13 protein-coding genes and 1 other annotated feature are annotated in these 15,917 nt (G+C 49.0%); of the genes, 4 read left to right on the top strand and 9 right to left on the bottom strand.

What is annotated here, in order from left to right; translation table 11 throughout:
* The first annotated feature begins 40 nt into the window (after positions 1-40).
* A complete protein-coding gene (locus ACLTOQ_RS08950) occupies positions 41-1,972 on the top strand; it encodes an ABC-F family ATP-binding cassette domain-containing protein (protein ID WP_412319288.1) in 1,932 nt (643 codons plus the stop codon).
* Positions 1,973-2,098: 126 nt separating this feature from the next.
* Here ACLTOQ_RS08950 and ACLTOQ_RS08955 read toward each other — a convergent pair whose 3' ends face one another.
* The 5 genes from ACLTOQ_RS08955 to ACLTOQ_RS08975 form a co-directional block, all read right to left on the bottom strand.
* Positions 2,099-2,548 (bottom strand): GtrA family protein, encoded by a 450-nt coding sequence (locus ACLTOQ_RS08955; RefSeq protein WP_412279877.1) that lies wholly within the window; start codon positions 2,546-2,548, stop codon positions 2,099-2,101.
* Between the two features lie 15 nt (positions 2,549-2,563).
* Positions 2,564-3,766, bottom strand: coding sequence for an NADP-dependent isocitrate dehydrogenase (locus ACLTOQ_RS08960; protein WP_021916408.1), 1,203 nt, complete (start codon positions 3,764-3,766; stop codon positions 2,564-2,566).
* A complete protein-coding gene (locus ACLTOQ_RS08965) occupies positions 3,759-4,460 on the bottom strand; it encodes a GntR family transcriptional regulator (RefSeq protein ID WP_337562053.1) in 702 nt (233 codons plus the stop codon). The genes ACLTOQ_RS08960 and ACLTOQ_RS08965 overlap by 8 nt, the downstream gene beginning before the upstream one ends.
* Positions 4,457-5,860 carry a hypothetical protein gene (locus tag ACLTOQ_RS08970; RefSeq protein WP_021916406.1) on the bottom strand — a complete coding sequence of 468 codons (1,404 nt, stop codon included), beginning with the start codon at positions 5,858-5,860 and terminating at the stop codon, positions 4,457-4,459. Before ACLTOQ_RS08970 ends, ACLTOQ_RS08965 begins: the two co-directional genes overlap by 4 nt.
* 113 nt (positions 5,861-5,973) lie before the next feature.
* Positions 5,974-6,891, bottom strand: a complete 918-nt coding sequence (locus ACLTOQ_RS08975) for a S8 family serine peptidase (protein WP_412319289.1) — start codon at positions 6,889-6,891, stop codon at positions 5,974-5,976.
* Between the two features lie 348 nt (positions 6,892-7,239).
* On the opposite strand from ACLTOQ_RS08975, the gene ACLTOQ_RS08980 reads away from it, so the two are divergent.
* The 3 genes from ACLTOQ_RS08980 (at position 7,240) to ACLTOQ_RS08990 (ending at position 8,710) form a co-directional block, all read left to right on the top strand.
* The gene (locus ACLTOQ_RS08980) at positions 7,240-7,515 is read left to right on the top strand and encodes a hypothetical protein (protein WP_021916404.1); all 276 of its coding nucleotides are present in this window, start codon (positions 7,240-7,242) and stop codon (positions 7,513-7,515) included.
* Positions 7,516-7,713: 198 nt separating this feature from the next.
* On the top strand, positions 7,714-8,346 hold the full coding sequence (locus ACLTOQ_RS08985) for a hypothetical protein (RefSeq protein ID WP_412280463.1): 633 nt from the start codon (positions 7,714-7,716) through the stop codon (positions 8,344-8,346).
* A 40-nt stretch (positions 8,347-8,386) separates the two neighbouring features.
* Entirely contained in the window at positions 8,387-8,710 is a 324-nt protein-coding gene (locus ACLTOQ_RS08990; protein ID WP_118495607.1) for a hypothetical protein, read from the top strand.
* Between the two features lie 77 nt (positions 8,711-8,787).
* On the opposite strand, the gene ACLTOQ_RS08995 is transcribed toward ACLTOQ_RS08990, so the two are convergent.
* From ACLTOQ_RS08995 to leuS, 4 genes are all read right to left on the bottom strand, one after another.
* Positions 8,788-9,501 carry a DUF4340 domain-containing protein gene (locus tag ACLTOQ_RS08995; RefSeq protein ID WP_412279196.1) on the bottom strand — a complete coding sequence of 238 codons (714 nt, stop codon included), beginning with the start codon at positions 9,499-9,501 and terminating at the stop codon, positions 8,788-8,790.
* Positions 9,502-11,622, bottom strand: a complete 2,121-nt coding sequence (locus tag ACLTOQ_RS09000; protein ID WP_412319290.1) for a Gldg family protein — start codon at positions 11,620-11,622, stop codon at positions 9,502-9,504.
* A complete protein-coding gene (locus ACLTOQ_RS09005) occupies positions 11,619-12,569 on the bottom strand; it encodes an ABC transporter ATP-binding protein (RefSeq protein ID WP_337598208.1) in 951 nt (316 codons plus the stop codon). Before ACLTOQ_RS09005 ends, ACLTOQ_RS09000 begins: the two co-directional genes overlap by 4 nt.
* A gap of 362 nt (positions 12,570-12,931) precedes the next feature.
* Complete coding sequence (gene leuS, locus ACLTOQ_RS09010; protein ID WP_021916398.1) at positions 12,932-15,352, bottom strand: leucine--tRNA ligase; 2,421 nt, start codon at positions 15,350-15,352, stop codon at positions 12,932-12,934.
* A gap of 54 nt (positions 15,353-15,406) precedes the next feature.
* Positions 15,407-15,648, bottom strand: a binding site (T-box leader).
* Positions 15,649-15,917 lie beyond the last annotated feature (269 nt).

The raw sequence follows: 15,917 nt of genomic DNA on the forward strand, positions 1-15,917 counted from the left end.
ACAGGTAAACTGTTACATAGTATAAAGAAGGAGAACCATCATGATACTTTCCTGTCAGAATATCGAAAAAGCATTTCTGGAAAAACAGGTTTTAAAAAACTGTTCTTTTCATATAGAAGATTATGAAAAAGCCGCAATTGTCGGCTTAAATGGTGCAGGCAAGACAACCCTGCTGCGCATCATCGTCGGACAGCTCGAGCCCGACGGCGGCGTAGTCGCCTTTGCAAAGGACAAGACCTTCGGTTATCTGGCACAGGACAGCGCCGTCAACAGCGACAATACAATTTATGAGGAACTGCTCTCCGTCAAGCAGCATCTGCTCGATCTCGAAAATCAGATCCGCCAGGCGGAGCTTTCCATGAAGCAGCTTTCCGGCGACGCATTAGAGGACCTGATGCAGAAATATGCAGATCTGACACACCGTTTCGAAATGGAAAACGGCTACGCCTACAAAAGCGAACTGACCGGTGTTTTAAAAGGCCTTGGCTTTACCGAGGACGAGTTTCAGAAACCGGTTTCCACGCTCTCCGGTGGTCAGAAAACCCGCGTTGCACTCGGCAAACTTCTGTTGCAGAAGCCTGACCTGATCATCCTCGACGAGCCCACCAACCACCTGGACATGTCCTCGATTTCCTGGCTCGAAACCTATCTGCTCAACTATAAGGGAAGCGTTTTAATCGTTTCCCACGACCGGTATTTTCTCGACCGGATCGCTTCGAAGATCATCGAAATCGACAACACGAAGGTGACCGTTTTTTCTGGCAACTATTCCGATTACGCCGCCAAAAAAGAACAGCTGCGTCAGGCACAGCGAAACGCTTATTTAAACCAGCAGGCAGAAATCAAGCATCAGGAAGAGGTCATCACAAAGTTAAAATCCTTTAACCGGGAAAAGTCGATCAAGCGTGCCGAAAGCCGGGAAAAAATGCTTGCCAAAATCGAAGTGCTGGATAAGCCAACTGAGGTGCGTTCCGATATGCACTTACAGCTGACCCCCCGCATCGAAAGCGGAAACGACGTTTTAACCGTCGAGCATCTGGCAAAAACCTTTGACCGCAACACGTTGTTTTCCGATCTTTCCTTTGCGTTAAAGCGCGGCGAGCACGTCGCGATCATCGGCGACAACGGGACCGGAAAGACGACGATTTTAAAACTTATCAACGAGCTGGTGGAACCGGACGCCGGAACCATCCGACTCGGCAGTAAGGTGCAGATCGGCTACTACGATCAGGAGCATCACGTCCTGCATCCCGATAAAACGCTGTTTGAAGAAATTTCGGACGAATATCCATCCCTGAACAACACGGAAATCCGCAATACGCTGGCTGCGTTTTTGTTTACCGGAGACGATGTATTCAAACGGATCAAAGACCTTTCCGGCGGCGAGCGCGGACGTGTTTCCCTCGCAAAGCTCATGCTTTCCGAATCGAACTTCCTGATCCTCGACGAGCCGACGAACCATCTGGACATCGCCTCCAAGGAAATTCTGGAAGATGCGTTAAACAGCTACAACGGAACGGTTTTATATGTTTCCCACGACCGTTACTTTATCAACCGTACTGCGCACCGCATTCTGGAGCTTTCCGGCGGCACGCTGCACCAATATCTGGGCAATTATGATTATTACCTGGAGAAAAAATCCCAACAGGGCGCTTCTACAGAGTCCACAGCCTTCGGCACTTTAGCTACGTCCGCTGCCTCTGCAGCTTCTACAGAAAGCTCTGCCTCAAAGCTTTCCTGGCAGGCACAGAAGGAAAAGGAAGCCCAGCGCCGCAAAAAGGAAAATGCCCTGAAAAAATGCGAAGAGCAGATTGCTTCCCTCGAAGAGCGGGATAAACAGATCGACCTCGAAATGAGCGATCCCAAAATCGCAACCGACGTTGCCGCATTGCAGAAGCTCTCCCGCGAAAAGGATGAAATTGCAGACAAGCTCATGGAGCTGATGGAGGAATGGGAACAGCTGAGCGAGTAGAATGTCTCCGCGATCTTTCGCCTGCAGTGTATAAAACCTTTGAATTATACGGAAATAAAAAAGAGCCGAGGACCTGATTTTCAGGAATCTTCGGCTCTTTTATTTATTATTCATGACAATAGAATGCTATTGTTTTTCTTCAGCACCATCTTCTTTTTCCGGCTTTTTTTCGATGAAAATCTTTCTCGTGATAAAGTTATAAACCATTACCACGCCGGTTGCAAACGGCTTAACGATGATGTAGGAACGGCTCCAGAACGGGTCGAGGACCATCGTGCCGAGCTTTAAGACGACATTGTTTAAGATCAGACCGCCGACTGCAAAGATGAAAAAGACGGCGAACTGCTTGCCCTGGTTTGCTTTTTTGTCCGTATCGAATACAAAAAGAATGCTCAGAATATAATTGACGATTGCCGATACGGTAAAGGCAAGGGTGTTGGCTGCGATAACCGGCCATCCGAGCAGCTCCTTAAACAGAATCAACAGCACGTATTCAATGAAGAAACATAAAAAACCCACCGCGCCGAATTTGATGATCTGCTGTCCGAGCTTACTGTTAATCAATTTCTTAATCAAGCTTTAGAACCTCTCTTATTTCTCCATAGTTTTCCGGATCGCTTTGATGAAGTCCTGGCTGTTCAATACCGTGACATCCGTCAGCTCTGTAATCAGTGCCAGGTCCTTTGTCATCCTGCCGCTTTCGATCGTATCCAGTGTTGCTTTTTCCAGCTTGTCCGCAAATGCGCACAGCTCCGGAAGCTTGTCCAGCTCGCCGCGTTTTCTGAGTGCGCCCGTCCATGCAAAGATCGTCGCAACGGAGTTCGTAGAGGTTTCCTCACCCTTTAAGTGCTTGTAATAATGTCTCTGAACGGTTCCATGCGCAGCTTCATATTCATAAACGCCTGCAGGAGAAACCAAAACGGAGGTCATCATTGCAAGAGAACCAAAGGCAGAGCTTACCATATCGCTCATAACGTCGCCGTCATAGTTTTTGCATGCCCAGATGAAGCCACCCTTTGCTTTCATGACGCGCGCTACCGCGTCGTCGATCAGGGTGTAGAAATATTCGATACCGAGCTCTTTGAACTTCTCCTGATATTCGTTTTCGTAGATTTCCTGGAAAATATCCTTAAAGGTATGGTCATATTTTTTGGAAATTGTATCCTTGGTCGCAAACCACAGATCCTGCTTCGTATCCACTGCGTAATTAAAGCAAGCGCGGGCAAAGCTCGTGATAGACTTATCCGTATTGTGCATGCCCTGTAAGACACCTGCACCGGTAAAATCGTGGATCAGCTCGCGGGTTTCTGTACCGTCCGCCGCCGTGAACACCAGTTCTGCCTTGCCGGGACCCTCTACGCGGATTTCGGTATTTTTGTATACATCACCGTAAGCGTGACGTGCCAGCGTGATGGGCTTTTCCCAGTTGCGGACGCAGGGACGGATGCCCTTTACCAGAATCGGTGCACGGAACACGGTGCCGTCCAGAATGGAGCGAATCGTGCCGTTGGGGCTTTTCCACATCTTCTTTAAATGATACTCTTCCATTCTCGCTGCGTTGGGTGTGATTGTTGCACATTTGACTGCAACGCCGTATTTTAAGGTTGCATTGGCGCTGTCAATCGTCACCTGATCATCTGTTTCGTTGCGATGCTCCAGACCGAGGTCATAATACTCTGTCTTCAAGTCAATATAAGGAAGCAGAAGCTCATCCTTGATCAGCTGCCAGAGGATTCTGGTCATTTCATCGCCATCCATCTCCACCAGCGGCGTTGTCATCTGAATCTTAGCCATCGATTCTCTCCTTTTCTTCATAGGCATCCAAAAGCCCGTTTTTAATCATATTATCATAAGCATTACGCATATGCAAGGCTGCCAACTCCTGTGCGCGGTCGGCATCCTTCCGGCAGATCGCCTCCATGATCTGTTTGTGCTCGAGCACAGCTTCCAGTCCTCTTTCACTGCCGGAAAGGTTCTGCTTGCGCATTCTCCGCACATATTCATGGAAATCCCTCAGCTGATGCTCCAGCATTTTGCTTGAGCATGCTTCATATAAAATATCGTGGAACTGATCGTCCAGCTCCGTCAGCTTCTGGGCATGTCCCTTGCTGGCGTGAAATTCTGACAGGTAAATATTTTCTTCCAGCGCATCCAGCTGTTTTTCTGTAATATACGCGGTTGCCCAACGGGCACAAAGCCCTTCCAGCAAAGAACGGATCGCATAAATATCCTCCACGTCCTTTCTGGTGATGCCGGTCACATATGCCCCCTTGTTTGGGATAATGCTGACCAGACCTTCCAGTTCCAGTTGGCGCAGCGCTTCCCGGACGGGCGTGCGGGAAACGCCCATCTCTTCGCTGATCGCCATTTCCCGCAGTTCCTCGTGTTCTTTATAATGTCCGCTTAAAATATCCTCCCGCAGCTGATGAAAAACCTTTCCCCTCAGCGAATATCGGTCGGAGCTTTCTTCTTTTTCGTATTGACTCATACCAATAAAATCCCCAGTTTCTTGCTGGCATCATCGATTACCTTCAACAGCTCTTCATCGGTCAGAACGGTAACACGGCCGCTTTCGTATTCGGCGTCCACCCATTTCTTGACCTCGTGAACCAGCTCGCAGTTTTTATCCAGCTTCTTTTCCTCCGGTAAATGGAAGTAAGTATTGATCCAGTGTGCGATTCCGGCAAGACCGGAGGTATTCGATACAGCGCACAGAACTGGACGGTTTAAGAACTTTTCTGTATCAAAAATGTTGTAAATCTCTTCGTTTTTCAGCAGACCGTCTGCATGGATACCCGCTCTTGTGACATTGAAGTTCTTGCCGACAAACGGCGTCCTGGGCGGGATGTGGTAGCCGATTTCTTTTTCGTAGTATTCTGCCAGCTCGGTGATCACCCTGGTGTCCATGCCGTTTAACGTGCCGCGCAGCTGTGCATATTCAAATACCATCGCTTCCAGAGGCGTATTGCCGGTACGCTCGCCGATACCGAACAGCGAGGTGTTGACACCGGAGCAGCCATACAGCCATGCCGTCGAGGAATTGACAACAGCCTTATAGAAATCGTTGTGTCCGTGCCATTCCAACAGCTCGTGGGGAACACCCGCGTGCGTGTGCAGCGCATAGATGATTCCCTGTACGCTTCTCGGGATAACGGCACCCGGATAGTTGACGCCGTAGCCCATCGTATCGCAGGCGCGGATTTTGATCGGAATCTGATATTCCTTCATCAGCTTCATCAGCTCCAGGCAAAACGGAACAACATATCCGTAAATATCGGCCCGCGTGATATCCTCCAGATGGCATCTGGGGCTGATTCCCTCTTCCAGGCACTCCTTGATGACGCTCAGGTAATGCTCCATTGCCTGTTTGCGGGTCATTTTCAATTTCATGAAAATGTGATAATCGGAACAGCTGACCAGAATACCGGTTTCCTTCATGCCGATCTCTTTCACCAGCTTGAAGTCCTCCTTGCTCGCGCGAATCCAGCTGGTAATTTCGGGAAATTTATATCCTTTTTCCAGACATTTGTACACTGCATCCCGATCTTTTTTACTGTAAAGGAAAAATTCGCTGGCGCGGATCAGACCATTTTCTCCGCCCAGTCGGTGCAGATAGTCATAAATCGTTACAATCTGTTCGGTGGAATAAGGGGCGCGTGACTGCTGACCGTCACGGAACGTCGTATCGGTAATCCAGATGTCCTTCGGCATATCGTGCGGAACGGTACGGTCATTGAACGGAATCTTCGGAATTTCCGAATAAGGGAACATATTCCGGAAAACATTCGGCTTCTTCACGTCATCCAGAATGTACATATGCTCTTCGATCTCGAGCAGGTTCTTGTTCTCATTCATGGTGACCGGACGGTTAGTAAATGTATTGTTCATGATTCCTTCTCCTTCGTTTGCTCGCCGCTTTCTTCCAAGCAGTGTGTTCTGTAATTCAGGTATCATTGTATACAATCATCCAATTTTTGTCAATCCTTCTGAAACAAAAAAATTTATTCCTTTAACGCTCTGCCTACATGAAGCATTCCCCAGCCCTGCATCCCCCAGTTTTCTCCCAGATCCTGCGCATGGTATAGCAACCGTTCCCGTACCTGTTCGTTTGTCAGATGCGGCTCCTTTTCCCACAAAAGTGCTGCTGCCGCGCTGACTGCCGGAACCGCCATTGAGGTCCCATTCTTTGCTGTATACGGATGATTTACCGAGCAGAAATGATTTTTCCGATACCAAGCATTACAGGAAACAATGCCGCTTCCCGGCGCCACCAGATCCGGTTTTTTCACCCTGCCGTTTGCAGGACCTCTCCCGGAATAAGCGGCGCAGGCATTTTTGTGTCCCGGGGTCTGCCTTCCATCATGACATCCGACCGATACGACGTGCGCCTGCAGACCCATCGCAGAGACAGAATCCGGGGCAGGTCCGTTGTTTCCGGCAGCCACTGCAACGAACAGCCCTGCATTCCATGCTTTTGCAATCCAAGAAAGCAGCTCCTGCTCAAGCGCAGCTTCCCGGATCGAGCCGATCCCGACGGAAATATTCAAAATTCTCGTATGATAAATCCGGCGTGTGTCCAGCACATACCGGATGCCTTCTATCATGGCGGCAACGTTTCCGTCCCCACGTTCGTCCAGCACCTTGCATACTACCAGACGGCAGCCTGGCGCAATTCCGGCATACAGACCGTTGGAGCATTTTCCGTTTCCGCACAGGCAGCCTGCCACATGGGTTCCATGTCCGCTGTCGTCATACGGCTGCTTCTGTCCGCCGACAAAGTCTGCAAATCCTGCGATTCTCCCGGAAAGATCCGGATGCAGCGCGATCCCGGTGTCCAACACCGCTGCCGTCACACCTTTTCCGGAAAGCCCGTTTACCTCTGCCGCGGTCGCGTGGACAACTCTCTTTACCCTGTTCAAGGCATACGCATCCTTTTTCTTTTAGGATATGGAAGGATGGGGGAAGAGGTGTGTTGCATTTTATGGAAGGCAGTGAAAATAGAATCCTGCTTCGCAGGATTCTCCGCCTGCGGCGGGTCGCGCAAGCGACATAATTCCACTCCGCCAAAGTGCGATCCTCGCGGAGCGTTTTTTATCGTATAGAAACGAAGTTTCCTATACGATAAAAAAACCGGCCTGCTCGCCGGGCTCCAGTACACCAGCAAATGATAGGAAAAGTGTTTCAAAAATTTTCCTTCCACGTAAGAAACCTGGACAAGCGTGCGGTCATATCTTAAACCATAACTATCCATTCGGAGGCTCATAACCATGAGTGATTTATCAGCTACCAACTGCGGATGCGGCAATACCTGTCAGAACGGCGGTCTTTTCGGCGGCAACAGCTGCTGCCTCATTCTGATTCTGCTGTTATGCTGCGGCAACAACGGACTCGGAGCAAACAACGGCTGTGGCTGTAACGACGGCGGCAACAACGGCTGTAATTCCCTGATCTGGATTCTGCTGCTTCTGGCTTGCTGCGGCAACGGCTGCAGCGGAATCGGCACGAATAACGGCTGCGGATGCAACAATGGCTGTGGATGCTGATTCCATAGGTATCTGAGCGCATCTGGCTCCCATCCCAAAGGGCATTGCTTCCTCTATGGGCAATGCCCCTTCGCGATGCAAACGATTTTTCGAGTCCCCCAGACGATCTCTGACAGACTGGCAAAAGCAATTCCTTGTTGTCCTATTCTATCTGACTGTTTCATAGGAATAGAATAAACACCGGAAGGAAGCTTTTTAATGAACGTCTGTGAAAACGAAGCTGTCATCGCCTTTGATACGCTCTATACCCAAAACCATATCCAGATTTTGAAAATCCTGCTGCCGTATTTTGACCCATATGGTCAAAGCCATCTCGCGGTCTGGATCAAATATCTGGAGCTGCGCTACACCCTGGAATATGTTTCCAGGCATCCGTCCCCTCCATACAAAAATCAAACCTCCGGCACATCCTCGCCAGACTTTGCCGTGTTGTTTGAGCAGATCAAAAACTTTTGTTCTCCCCAGGAAAAAGCACTGTTTGGAGAACTTCTCAACCTGCAGAAAAATCTCGAGATGTTCGAGGAAATGAAAGGAATGATGCAGCTATTCGAAACGTTTCGGGAAAGTGCGCCCGACACAGACGCCGATACTGCGGCAGATGCAGACTGTTTTGGCACGAATCCGGATGCCGGTTATACGAAAGCAGCTGCAAGAGCTGGCAGCGAAAAGGATACTGCCGCCGGGCAGGCAACGTCCGCTTTCGATTCCGCGTCAGCATCTTTGACAGGAACAACTACTTTTCCCGACAATTTCGACCCCATGACTTTTTTGAAGGGCATGCTCTCACCGGAACAGCAGGCGATGTTCGAGGCGTTCCGCGATGGGCTCTAAATACCGCTTTTTCCAGAATATTTTCAAAACGGAGGTTTTTATGACCAGTCAACAAAATAATGATACAAACACCACTTCGGAACCAAACTGGATGAAGGAAGACTGCGTCCAGAGCATTCCAAAAGAAAAGCTGCATTTTTTACAGAAGCTCGTCTTTGAAAGCAGCTCGCTTTCGCAAAAAGAACTACTGCCGTTTTTGATGGCGCTGGCACAGAAAAGCCGAGAAGCATCGATCAGCTTTTCCGACACGGAAATTTCTTCCATTCTCATGGCGATCCGCAAATATGCAACACCGGAGGAACAGCTGAAAATGAATCAGATCGTCCGCCTGATGGCAAAGAAAATGCCCGGAAAGAGGGAGTAAAGCTCCCGCCTTCCGGGCGTTTTCAGGAAACCTTCCGTGGTTCAAAATTTGCAGATAACAAAACCTTTTGTGATCCGTCAGTCCCCGGAGCTTTCTGCAGTTTCCGTTTCGCCAACCGCCTCGACATTCTCACCGTCTGCGTCCGCACTTTCTGTCTCGCCATCTGCGCTTTCCAGTGTCTTAGCCGCAGTCGTTTCCTCTATAGCGTCAGTTGCTGCCGTCTCGTCTGCAGAATCTGCCGTTTCCTCTGTCGCCGTTTCGGTCTCCGTCTCGTCGATGAAGTCCTCCGGGTCCTTATCGAAATCCGTCACGATATTGCTGGAAACGAGGTAAACATTGTCGTCGCCTTCCACTTTGATGTAATACTCAGAAAGCAGATCGCTCTTATTTCCGGCATAAATCACAACCTGTGTTCCATCGGAAAGGACTGCCGTGATCGTCCGGAAAGGCTCCTCCAGTCCGTACTGGGAAAGATCCTCCGGCGCTTCCACAACAGTTTCCGTCGTCGTGATGTTGGCGATTTCATTCAGCAGAGTGTTAACCGTCGATTCCTTAATGGTTTCATCCGGCAGGCTGCTCTCCGTCCAGATGTCGTCTGTTTTCACCAGATGAACCTCGTGGTCGCCGGAAAGGATCAGCTTCGTCACATCGTCCTTATTGAAGTTGGTAACGTCAACGGAAACGGTTTCTTCCTCCGTTTCAAACGTATGATTCCGGATGATAAAATATCCGCCGACGCAGACGATACATAATACAAGTAAAATCAAAATTTGAATTTTCTGTTTTTTCATTTATCTCTTTCTCCTTCTGGCCCAGATGATAATACCGGCTGCCAGCAGACCGATAGGAAGGATGCCCATCAGGAGGATTCCATAGCGGACAGCAGATGCCGTAGGCACGGTCGCATAGGTGGACGCCATTGATTTGGTCGGGATGGAAATACTTTCGCTCTCTCCTGCCATCGTGCTGATCGCGTTGGTGAACAGCGTCAGGTTGTTATCCATCGTGTACTGGTTTGCCGACTCTGTGAACAGATAGGACGAGCTGTATAAAATCAGCTGTGCTTCTTCGCCGGAAGCAAGTGTTTTCACCGCTTTTACGCCGACAGTAAATGGTCCCTGCGCATCGTCCTCTGTTTTCTTGACGTCGGAGGACTGATTTAAATCGGTCTTGCTGTACGCCTTCTCCGAGGTTGTCAAAAGAGTGGTCAGCGTAACGCCATCCTTCTCCTTCGTCAGAATCGGCTGGGCATACGGCATCATGATATAATCATAGCTCTTTCCGTAAACACCGTTCGTCAGGCTGTCGGAGGAAATGTTCGGCAGCAGATAGATCGGATTCTGATACATTCTCGCATTATCCTGCTCCACGATCAGACCGTCCCCGATGGAAAGTCCGAACTCGGAAAGCACCTTTGTCAGGTTCGGCATCTTCTCAGAGAAGCAATCGATATAAGAGGTGGAAATCAGAACCTTTCCGCCGTTGTTTAAGTATGCAATCAGCTTATCGGCATCCTCTGCGTTTAAGTCGTTTGTAGGGGAAAGGATCAGGACTCCATTTGCATCGTCCGGAACACTGTCCTCTGTCAAAAGTGTCAGCTCCGCAAGGTCGACATTTTCCTTTTTCACGCCATCCTCAAACGAGCTGTCCAGGCTGGATTCTCCGTGACCGTTTAATTCATAAACAACGGAGGTGGAATCGCTCGTTACATAGGCGATCGCGCTTGTCAGCTGTCCTTCTGCATCGTAGCCGCTGACAGAGCTGGAATAGTTGCTGTAGTCATAGTCATATTCGTAAATATTGTTGTAATTGATTACCTTAAATCGCTGTGCGGATTCTACGATCATGGAGTTTACGGAAATGCTGTCGGTATAATCCTTATAAAAATCAGGGGAAACGACAGGATCCTTGTAAACCAGCTTGATGTGATCGGAAAGCTCTGCATAGCTTTTCAGCGTCTGCTGCAGCGTTTCATCCTGGCTGTTTTCCGAGTTGATGACATAAATCGTCACATCCTCAGACAGGTTTTTGACGAGATTTTTCGTCGTCTGTGTCAGCGTATATAGCTTCTGGCTCGTTACATCAATCTTCGTATAGCGATCCGGCAGGGCGGAAAATCCGAGGTTTAAGAACACCGCAATCGCTACGACAAGAGCGATCATACCGCTGCTGTAAGCGCCGATTTGCAGCGTTTTTACCGAAACCTGATATCTTCTTTTCTGGATCGACTGAACCGTTAAGAATAAAAATACGACGATCAGGGTTACAAAATACAGGACGGATTTCAGATTCAGCGTTCCCTCCACCATAGCGTCCAGACGGTCGGTGAAGTTGTAAGCGTTTAAAATTTTTGTCAGCAGGTTGCCTGTTTGGGAAATCAGTCCGGTAATGGAGGACATCATGTAGCCGACAAATAAAAGGACAAAGGAAAGCACCGCTGCGATGATCTGACTTTCTGTGATTGAGGAAATAAACAGGCCAATCGCAAGGCAGGTCAGACCAAACAGATAATAAGCCAACAGCGCCGTATAGCTTTCGCCCATAGGAACGGTTCCGTAGCGGCTTAAAATCAGCGGGAACAGCGCCATCACCGCAACCGGAATGGTAAAGACGGTCGCCATCGCAAGGTATTTGCCCGCTACGATTCCTCCGATCGAAACCGGAGAAGTCAAAATCAACTGATCCGTTTTCTGCTTACGCTCCTCTGCCAGCATACGCATGGACAGAATCGGTGTCGATAACAGCAGCAAAAACAGGATACTGGAAAAGCTCTGTCCGACATTGCTGTAGCCGGACAGCAGATTGATTGCAAAAAAGTAAAGTCCGGCAAGACAGATATGTGCTGCAATAAACAGCCAGCCGGTTACCGTCGTAAAGAATGTTTTTAATTCTCTTTTATAAATCGCTGTCATTGTTTCGTCTCCTCCTCGGGCTTATCGGTCAGCTGCAGGAAGATATCCTCCAGCGATCCCGTCTTTTTCTCCATGCCAAGCAGGGGCATCCGATTCTCTGCCAGCTCATAAAACAGCGGCTCGCGGATATCGCAGTCCGCCTTCTCCGAAACCTGCGCGAGCACGGTTCCGTCTTCTGCTTCTGTCGTCGTAAAGCTTTCTACGCCGTCCAGATTTGACAAAAGCGTCTTTAACTGCGCTGCAGTTCCCTTTACGCAAAGCTCCAGCTCGCCTGCGCCTTTTAGCTTTGCCTGCAGTCCGTCCGGCGTATCGCTTGCAACCAGCTCACCCTTGGAAATAATCAGGATCTGGTCACACACTGCACTGACTTCGGACAGAATATGCGAACTCAAAATAACTGTATGGTCTTTTTTGAGACTGCGGATCAGCTCACGCATCTCGATCATCTGTCTCGGATCCAGACCGACAGTCGGCTCATCCAGAATAATCGTCTCAGGATCGCCGAGCACTGCCTGTGCCAGACCGACTCTTTGTTTATAACCTTTGGAAAGGTTGTTAATCAGACGCTTCCGGACATCCTCCAGCTGTGCGGTTTTGATCGCCTTTTCGATCTGCGCTGCTCTTTCCTTTCCCGGAATGTGCTTTAATTCTGCTGCAAATTTCAGATATTCCTCAACGGTCATCTCACTGTACAGCGGCGGAATTTCCGGCAGATAACCGATATGTTCCTTTGCCTTTTCCGGCTCTTTGACGATGTCAAAGCCGTCCACCTTTACGGTTCCGGCAGTCGGTGCCAGATATCCTGTAATCATATTCATGGTGGTCGATTTTCCGGCTCCGTTTGGTCCTAAGAATCCGTAGATCTGTCCTTCTTCAATCCGGACATTCAGATCCTTGACCGCATAGTGATCGCCATATTTTTTGACCAGATGCGAAATCTCAATCATAGTGAGATCCTCCCTTTCAAATTTTACACTTTCTTAAGTTTATCGGAATTATGTGTTCATTTCAGGAGGATTCTGTGAGAAAAGTGTGTTTAAAAAATGGAAAAAATGTGTTCTGCACGAGGCGTTTTAGCTGCAGCGACGTAAAAACGGCACAATTTAGCTAAAACGCAGCACGATCCTGATGCAGTGCAATCCCAATCCCGCCCAGAGGTCTTTTCTTTCCTATAAAACAAAAATTCCCGATAGACATGAATCCTTTTCATCCACATCTGTCGGGAATTCTATTTTTAACACAACCGATCTGTGCAGCGCACATCTGCTATTTTTCAGCAGTGCCTGTCTGCTTCAGCAGGCAATCGCGGTCAGCCCTTCTGAACGATATTTACCAGACGTCCGGGAACATAGATTTCCTTGACGATCTGACCGGTCAGCTTGTCTGCTACTGCAGCTTTACCTGCTGCAATCGCATCCTCTTTGGAGATATCTGCAGCGATCTTAATGGTCGCACGAACCTTGCCGTTTACCTGAACTGCGATTTCCACTTCAGACTCTACCGTCTTTGCTTCTTCATAAGTCGGCCAGCTGGTCTGATACAGACGTCCGCCATAGTTCATGATTTGCCACAGCTCCTCTGTCATATGGGGCGCTACAGGGTTTAACAGAATCAGCAGAGTTTTAAACTCATCTCTGGTTACCTTGCCAGCCTTGTAGAAATCATTGATCAGAGACATCATCGCAGCGATTGCAGTGTTATACTTTAAGGTCTCGAAGTCGGAAGAAACCTTCTTGATCGTCTGATGCATCCTGGTTTCCAGCTCCTTGGAATAGCCGGCTTCATCGGTTACAATCTCCTGCAGCTTCCAGACACGCTCCAGGAATCTTCTGCAGCCTTTTACGCCTTCATTGCTCCAGGCAGCGCTCAGTTCGAATGCGCCGATGAACATTTCATAGGTACGCAGGGTATCTGCACCGAACTCGTTGACAATATCATCCGGGTTTACCACGTTGCCGCGGGACTTACTCATCTTCTCGCCGTTTTCTCCCAAGATCATGCCGTGAGAGGTTCTCTTCTGGTAAGGCTCCGGACAGGGAACAACCTTTTCGTCATACAGGAAACGATGCCAGAATCTGGAGTACAGAAGATGCAGGGTGGTATGCTCCATGCCGCCGTTGTACCAGTCAACCGGCATCCAGTATTTGAGAGCTTCCGGGCTTGCCAGTGCTTCCGTATTGTGGGGATCGGTATAACGCAGGAAGTACCAGGAAGAACCAGCCCACTGAGGCATGGTATCGGTTTCCCTCTCTGCAGGACCTCCGCAGCAAGGACAGGTTGTCTCTACCCAGCTTCTCATGGCAGCTAACGGAGATTCGCCGTTATCAGTGGGCATATAGCTTTCTACATCGGGCAGCTCCAGCGGAAGCTGATCTTCCGGAAGCGGCACATAGCCACACTTGTCACAGTGAACGATCGGGATCGGCTCGCCCCAGTAACGCTGTCTGGAAAATACCCAGTCACGCAGCTTGTAGTTCGTTTTCTGTGTGCCAATGTTTTCTTTTTCGAGATATTCGATGATCGCCTTTTTCGCTTCCGCTACCTCCATGCCGTTTAAGAAGCCGGAGTTTACCAGCTTTCCGGTTGCAACGTCTACAAAAGCAGCCTCGTTAACATCCACCGGACCTTCGGAGCTTTCTACAACCTGAATGATCGGCATGTTGAATTTCTTTGCGAACTCCCAGTCTCTTTCATCATGGGCAGGAACCGCCATGATTGCGCCGGTACCGTAGCTCATCAATACATAGTCGGAAACCCAGATGGGGATTTCTTTTCCGTTGACCGGATTGACTGCGGTCAGACCATCGATCTTTACACCGGTTTTTTCTTTTGCCAGCTCGGAACGCTCGAAGTCAGACTTTCTTGCAGCCTGCTCCTGATATGCTTTTACTTCGTCCAGGTTTTTGATCTCGGATGCAAACTTTTCAATATAAGGGTGCTCCGGGGAAATTACCATATAAGTTACACCGAACAGAGTATCCGGACGTGTCGTATAAATACGCAGCTTGTCTTCCTTGCCTGCGATTGGGAAATCCACCTCTGCACCGGTAGAACGGCCGATCCAGTTTTTCTGGGAAACCTTGACACGCTCGATGTAATCGACGTGATCCAGACCTTCCAGCAGCTTATCCGCATACTCAGTGATCTTTAACATCCACTGGCTCTTTACCTTACGGATAACTTCTGCGCCGCAGCGTTCGCAGTGGCCATTTACAACCTCTTCGTTTGCAAGTCCCACCTTACAGGAGGTACACCAGTTGATCGGCATCTCCGCTTTGTAAGCCAGTCCCGCTTTAAACAGCTTTAAGAAAATCCACTGAGTCCATTTGTAATATTCCGGATCGGTGGTGTTGATCTCTCTGTCCCAGTCAAAGGAATAGCCTAAGGAGTGCAGCTGCTCTTTGAAACGATGAACGTTATTTTTCGTTACGATCTTCGGATGGATGTGATTTTTGATCGCATAGTTCTCGGTCGGAAGTCCGAATGCGTCCCAGCCCATGGGATACAGTACGTTGTAGCCTTCCATTCTTCTCTTACGCGCAACGATATCCAGCGCCGTATACGGGCGGGGATGTCCAACGTGCAGCCCCTGTCCTGACGGATAAGGGAACTCTACCAGCGCATAATACTTCGGTTTGGAATAATCGTCGGATGCGGCAAACGCCTTTTCGTCATCCCAGATTTTCTGCCATTTCTGTTCGATTTCCTTGGGATTATAAACCCGTTCCATGTGTGTCCTCCTGACTTGATTCCGTAAAAAAACAGACCATCTCGCTCTTTCAAAAATAGAGACGAAACAGTCTGGCTCTTCGCGGTACCACTCTACTTCACAGGATCAAAAAATGCCCTGTGCATCTTGTCGTGCGCATAACGGCGCCACCCGCTTTCTGCTACCTTCCATATTTCATACGGCTCTCACAAAAAGAACTCCAAGACCAGTTCAAAGAATCTTTCTGCTGTCTCGCACCGTCCGGCAGCTCTCTGGATAGAAACAATCCTTTTACTTCTTCTCTTCAACGTCTGTCAAAAGTCTTAAATTTCTGTATTATTGTATCGTTCGCCCTTTCTTTTGTCAAGCCTAAAGTCGGAAAGAAGACCGCCTGCCGGCAATCAGAATACAAAACTCACAAAACGGCTCCCGGAAAACTCCCGAAAGCCGTTTTGTGCAGATCGTACTGCGGCGGAATGGAAGATGTCGCTTACGCGACTCGCCGCAGCCGGTGCAGGTACCTCGACACATTCTTTTTTATCGTATAGGAAACTTCGTTTCCATACGATAAAAATGCTCCGCGAGG

The sequence above is a fragment of the Gallintestinimicrobium sp. genome (assembly GCF_046968865.1).
Lineage (GTDB): Bacteria > Bacillota > Clostridia > Lachnospirales > Lachnospiraceae > Gallintestinimicrobium > Gallintestinimicrobium propionicum.

Excerpts from the sequence above, each read along its gene's own strand:
- ACLTOQ_RS08950 (WP_412319288.1), top strand. The coding sequence starts at position 41 with ATGATACTTTCCTGTCAGAATATCGAAAAAGCATTTCTGGAAAAACAG.
- ACLTOQ_RS08960 (WP_021916408.1), bottom strand. The coding sequence starts at position 3,766 with ATGGCTAAGATTCAGATGACAACGCCGCTGGTGGAGATGGATGGCGAT.
- ACLTOQ_RS08965 (WP_337562053.1), bottom strand. The coding sequence starts at position 4,460 with ATGAGTCAATACGAAAAAGAAGAAAGCTCCGACCGATATTCGCTGAGG.
- ACLTOQ_RS08970 (WP_021916406.1), bottom strand. The coding sequence starts at position 5,860 with ATGAACAATACATTTACTAACCGTCCGGTCACCATGAATGAGAACAAG.
- ACLTOQ_RS08980 (WP_021916404.1), top strand. The coding sequence starts at position 7,240 with ATGAGTGATTTATCAGCTACCAACTGCGGATGCGGCAATACCTGTCAG.
- ACLTOQ_RS08985 (WP_412280463.1), top strand. The coding sequence starts at position 7,714 with ATGAACGTCTGTGAAAACGAAGCTGTCATCGCCTTTGATACGCTCTAT.
- ACLTOQ_RS08990 (WP_118495607.1), top strand. The coding sequence starts at position 8,387 with ATGACCAGTCAACAAAATAATGATACAAACACCACTTCGGAACCAAAC.
- ACLTOQ_RS08995 (WP_412279196.1), bottom strand. The coding sequence starts at position 9,501 with ATGAAAAAACAGAAAATTCAAATTTTGATTTTACTTGTATTATGTATC.
- ACLTOQ_RS09000 (WP_412319290.1), bottom strand. The coding sequence starts at position 11,622 with ATGACAGCGATTTATAAAAGAGAATTAAAAACATTCTTTACGACGGTA.
- ACLTOQ_RS09005 (WP_337598208.1), bottom strand. The coding sequence starts at position 12,569 with ATGATTGAGATTTCGCATCTGGTCAAAAAATATGGCGATCACTATGCG.
- leuS (WP_021916398.1), bottom strand. The coding sequence starts at position 15,352 with ATGGAACGGGTTTATAATCCCAAGGAAATCGAACAGAAATGGCAGAAA.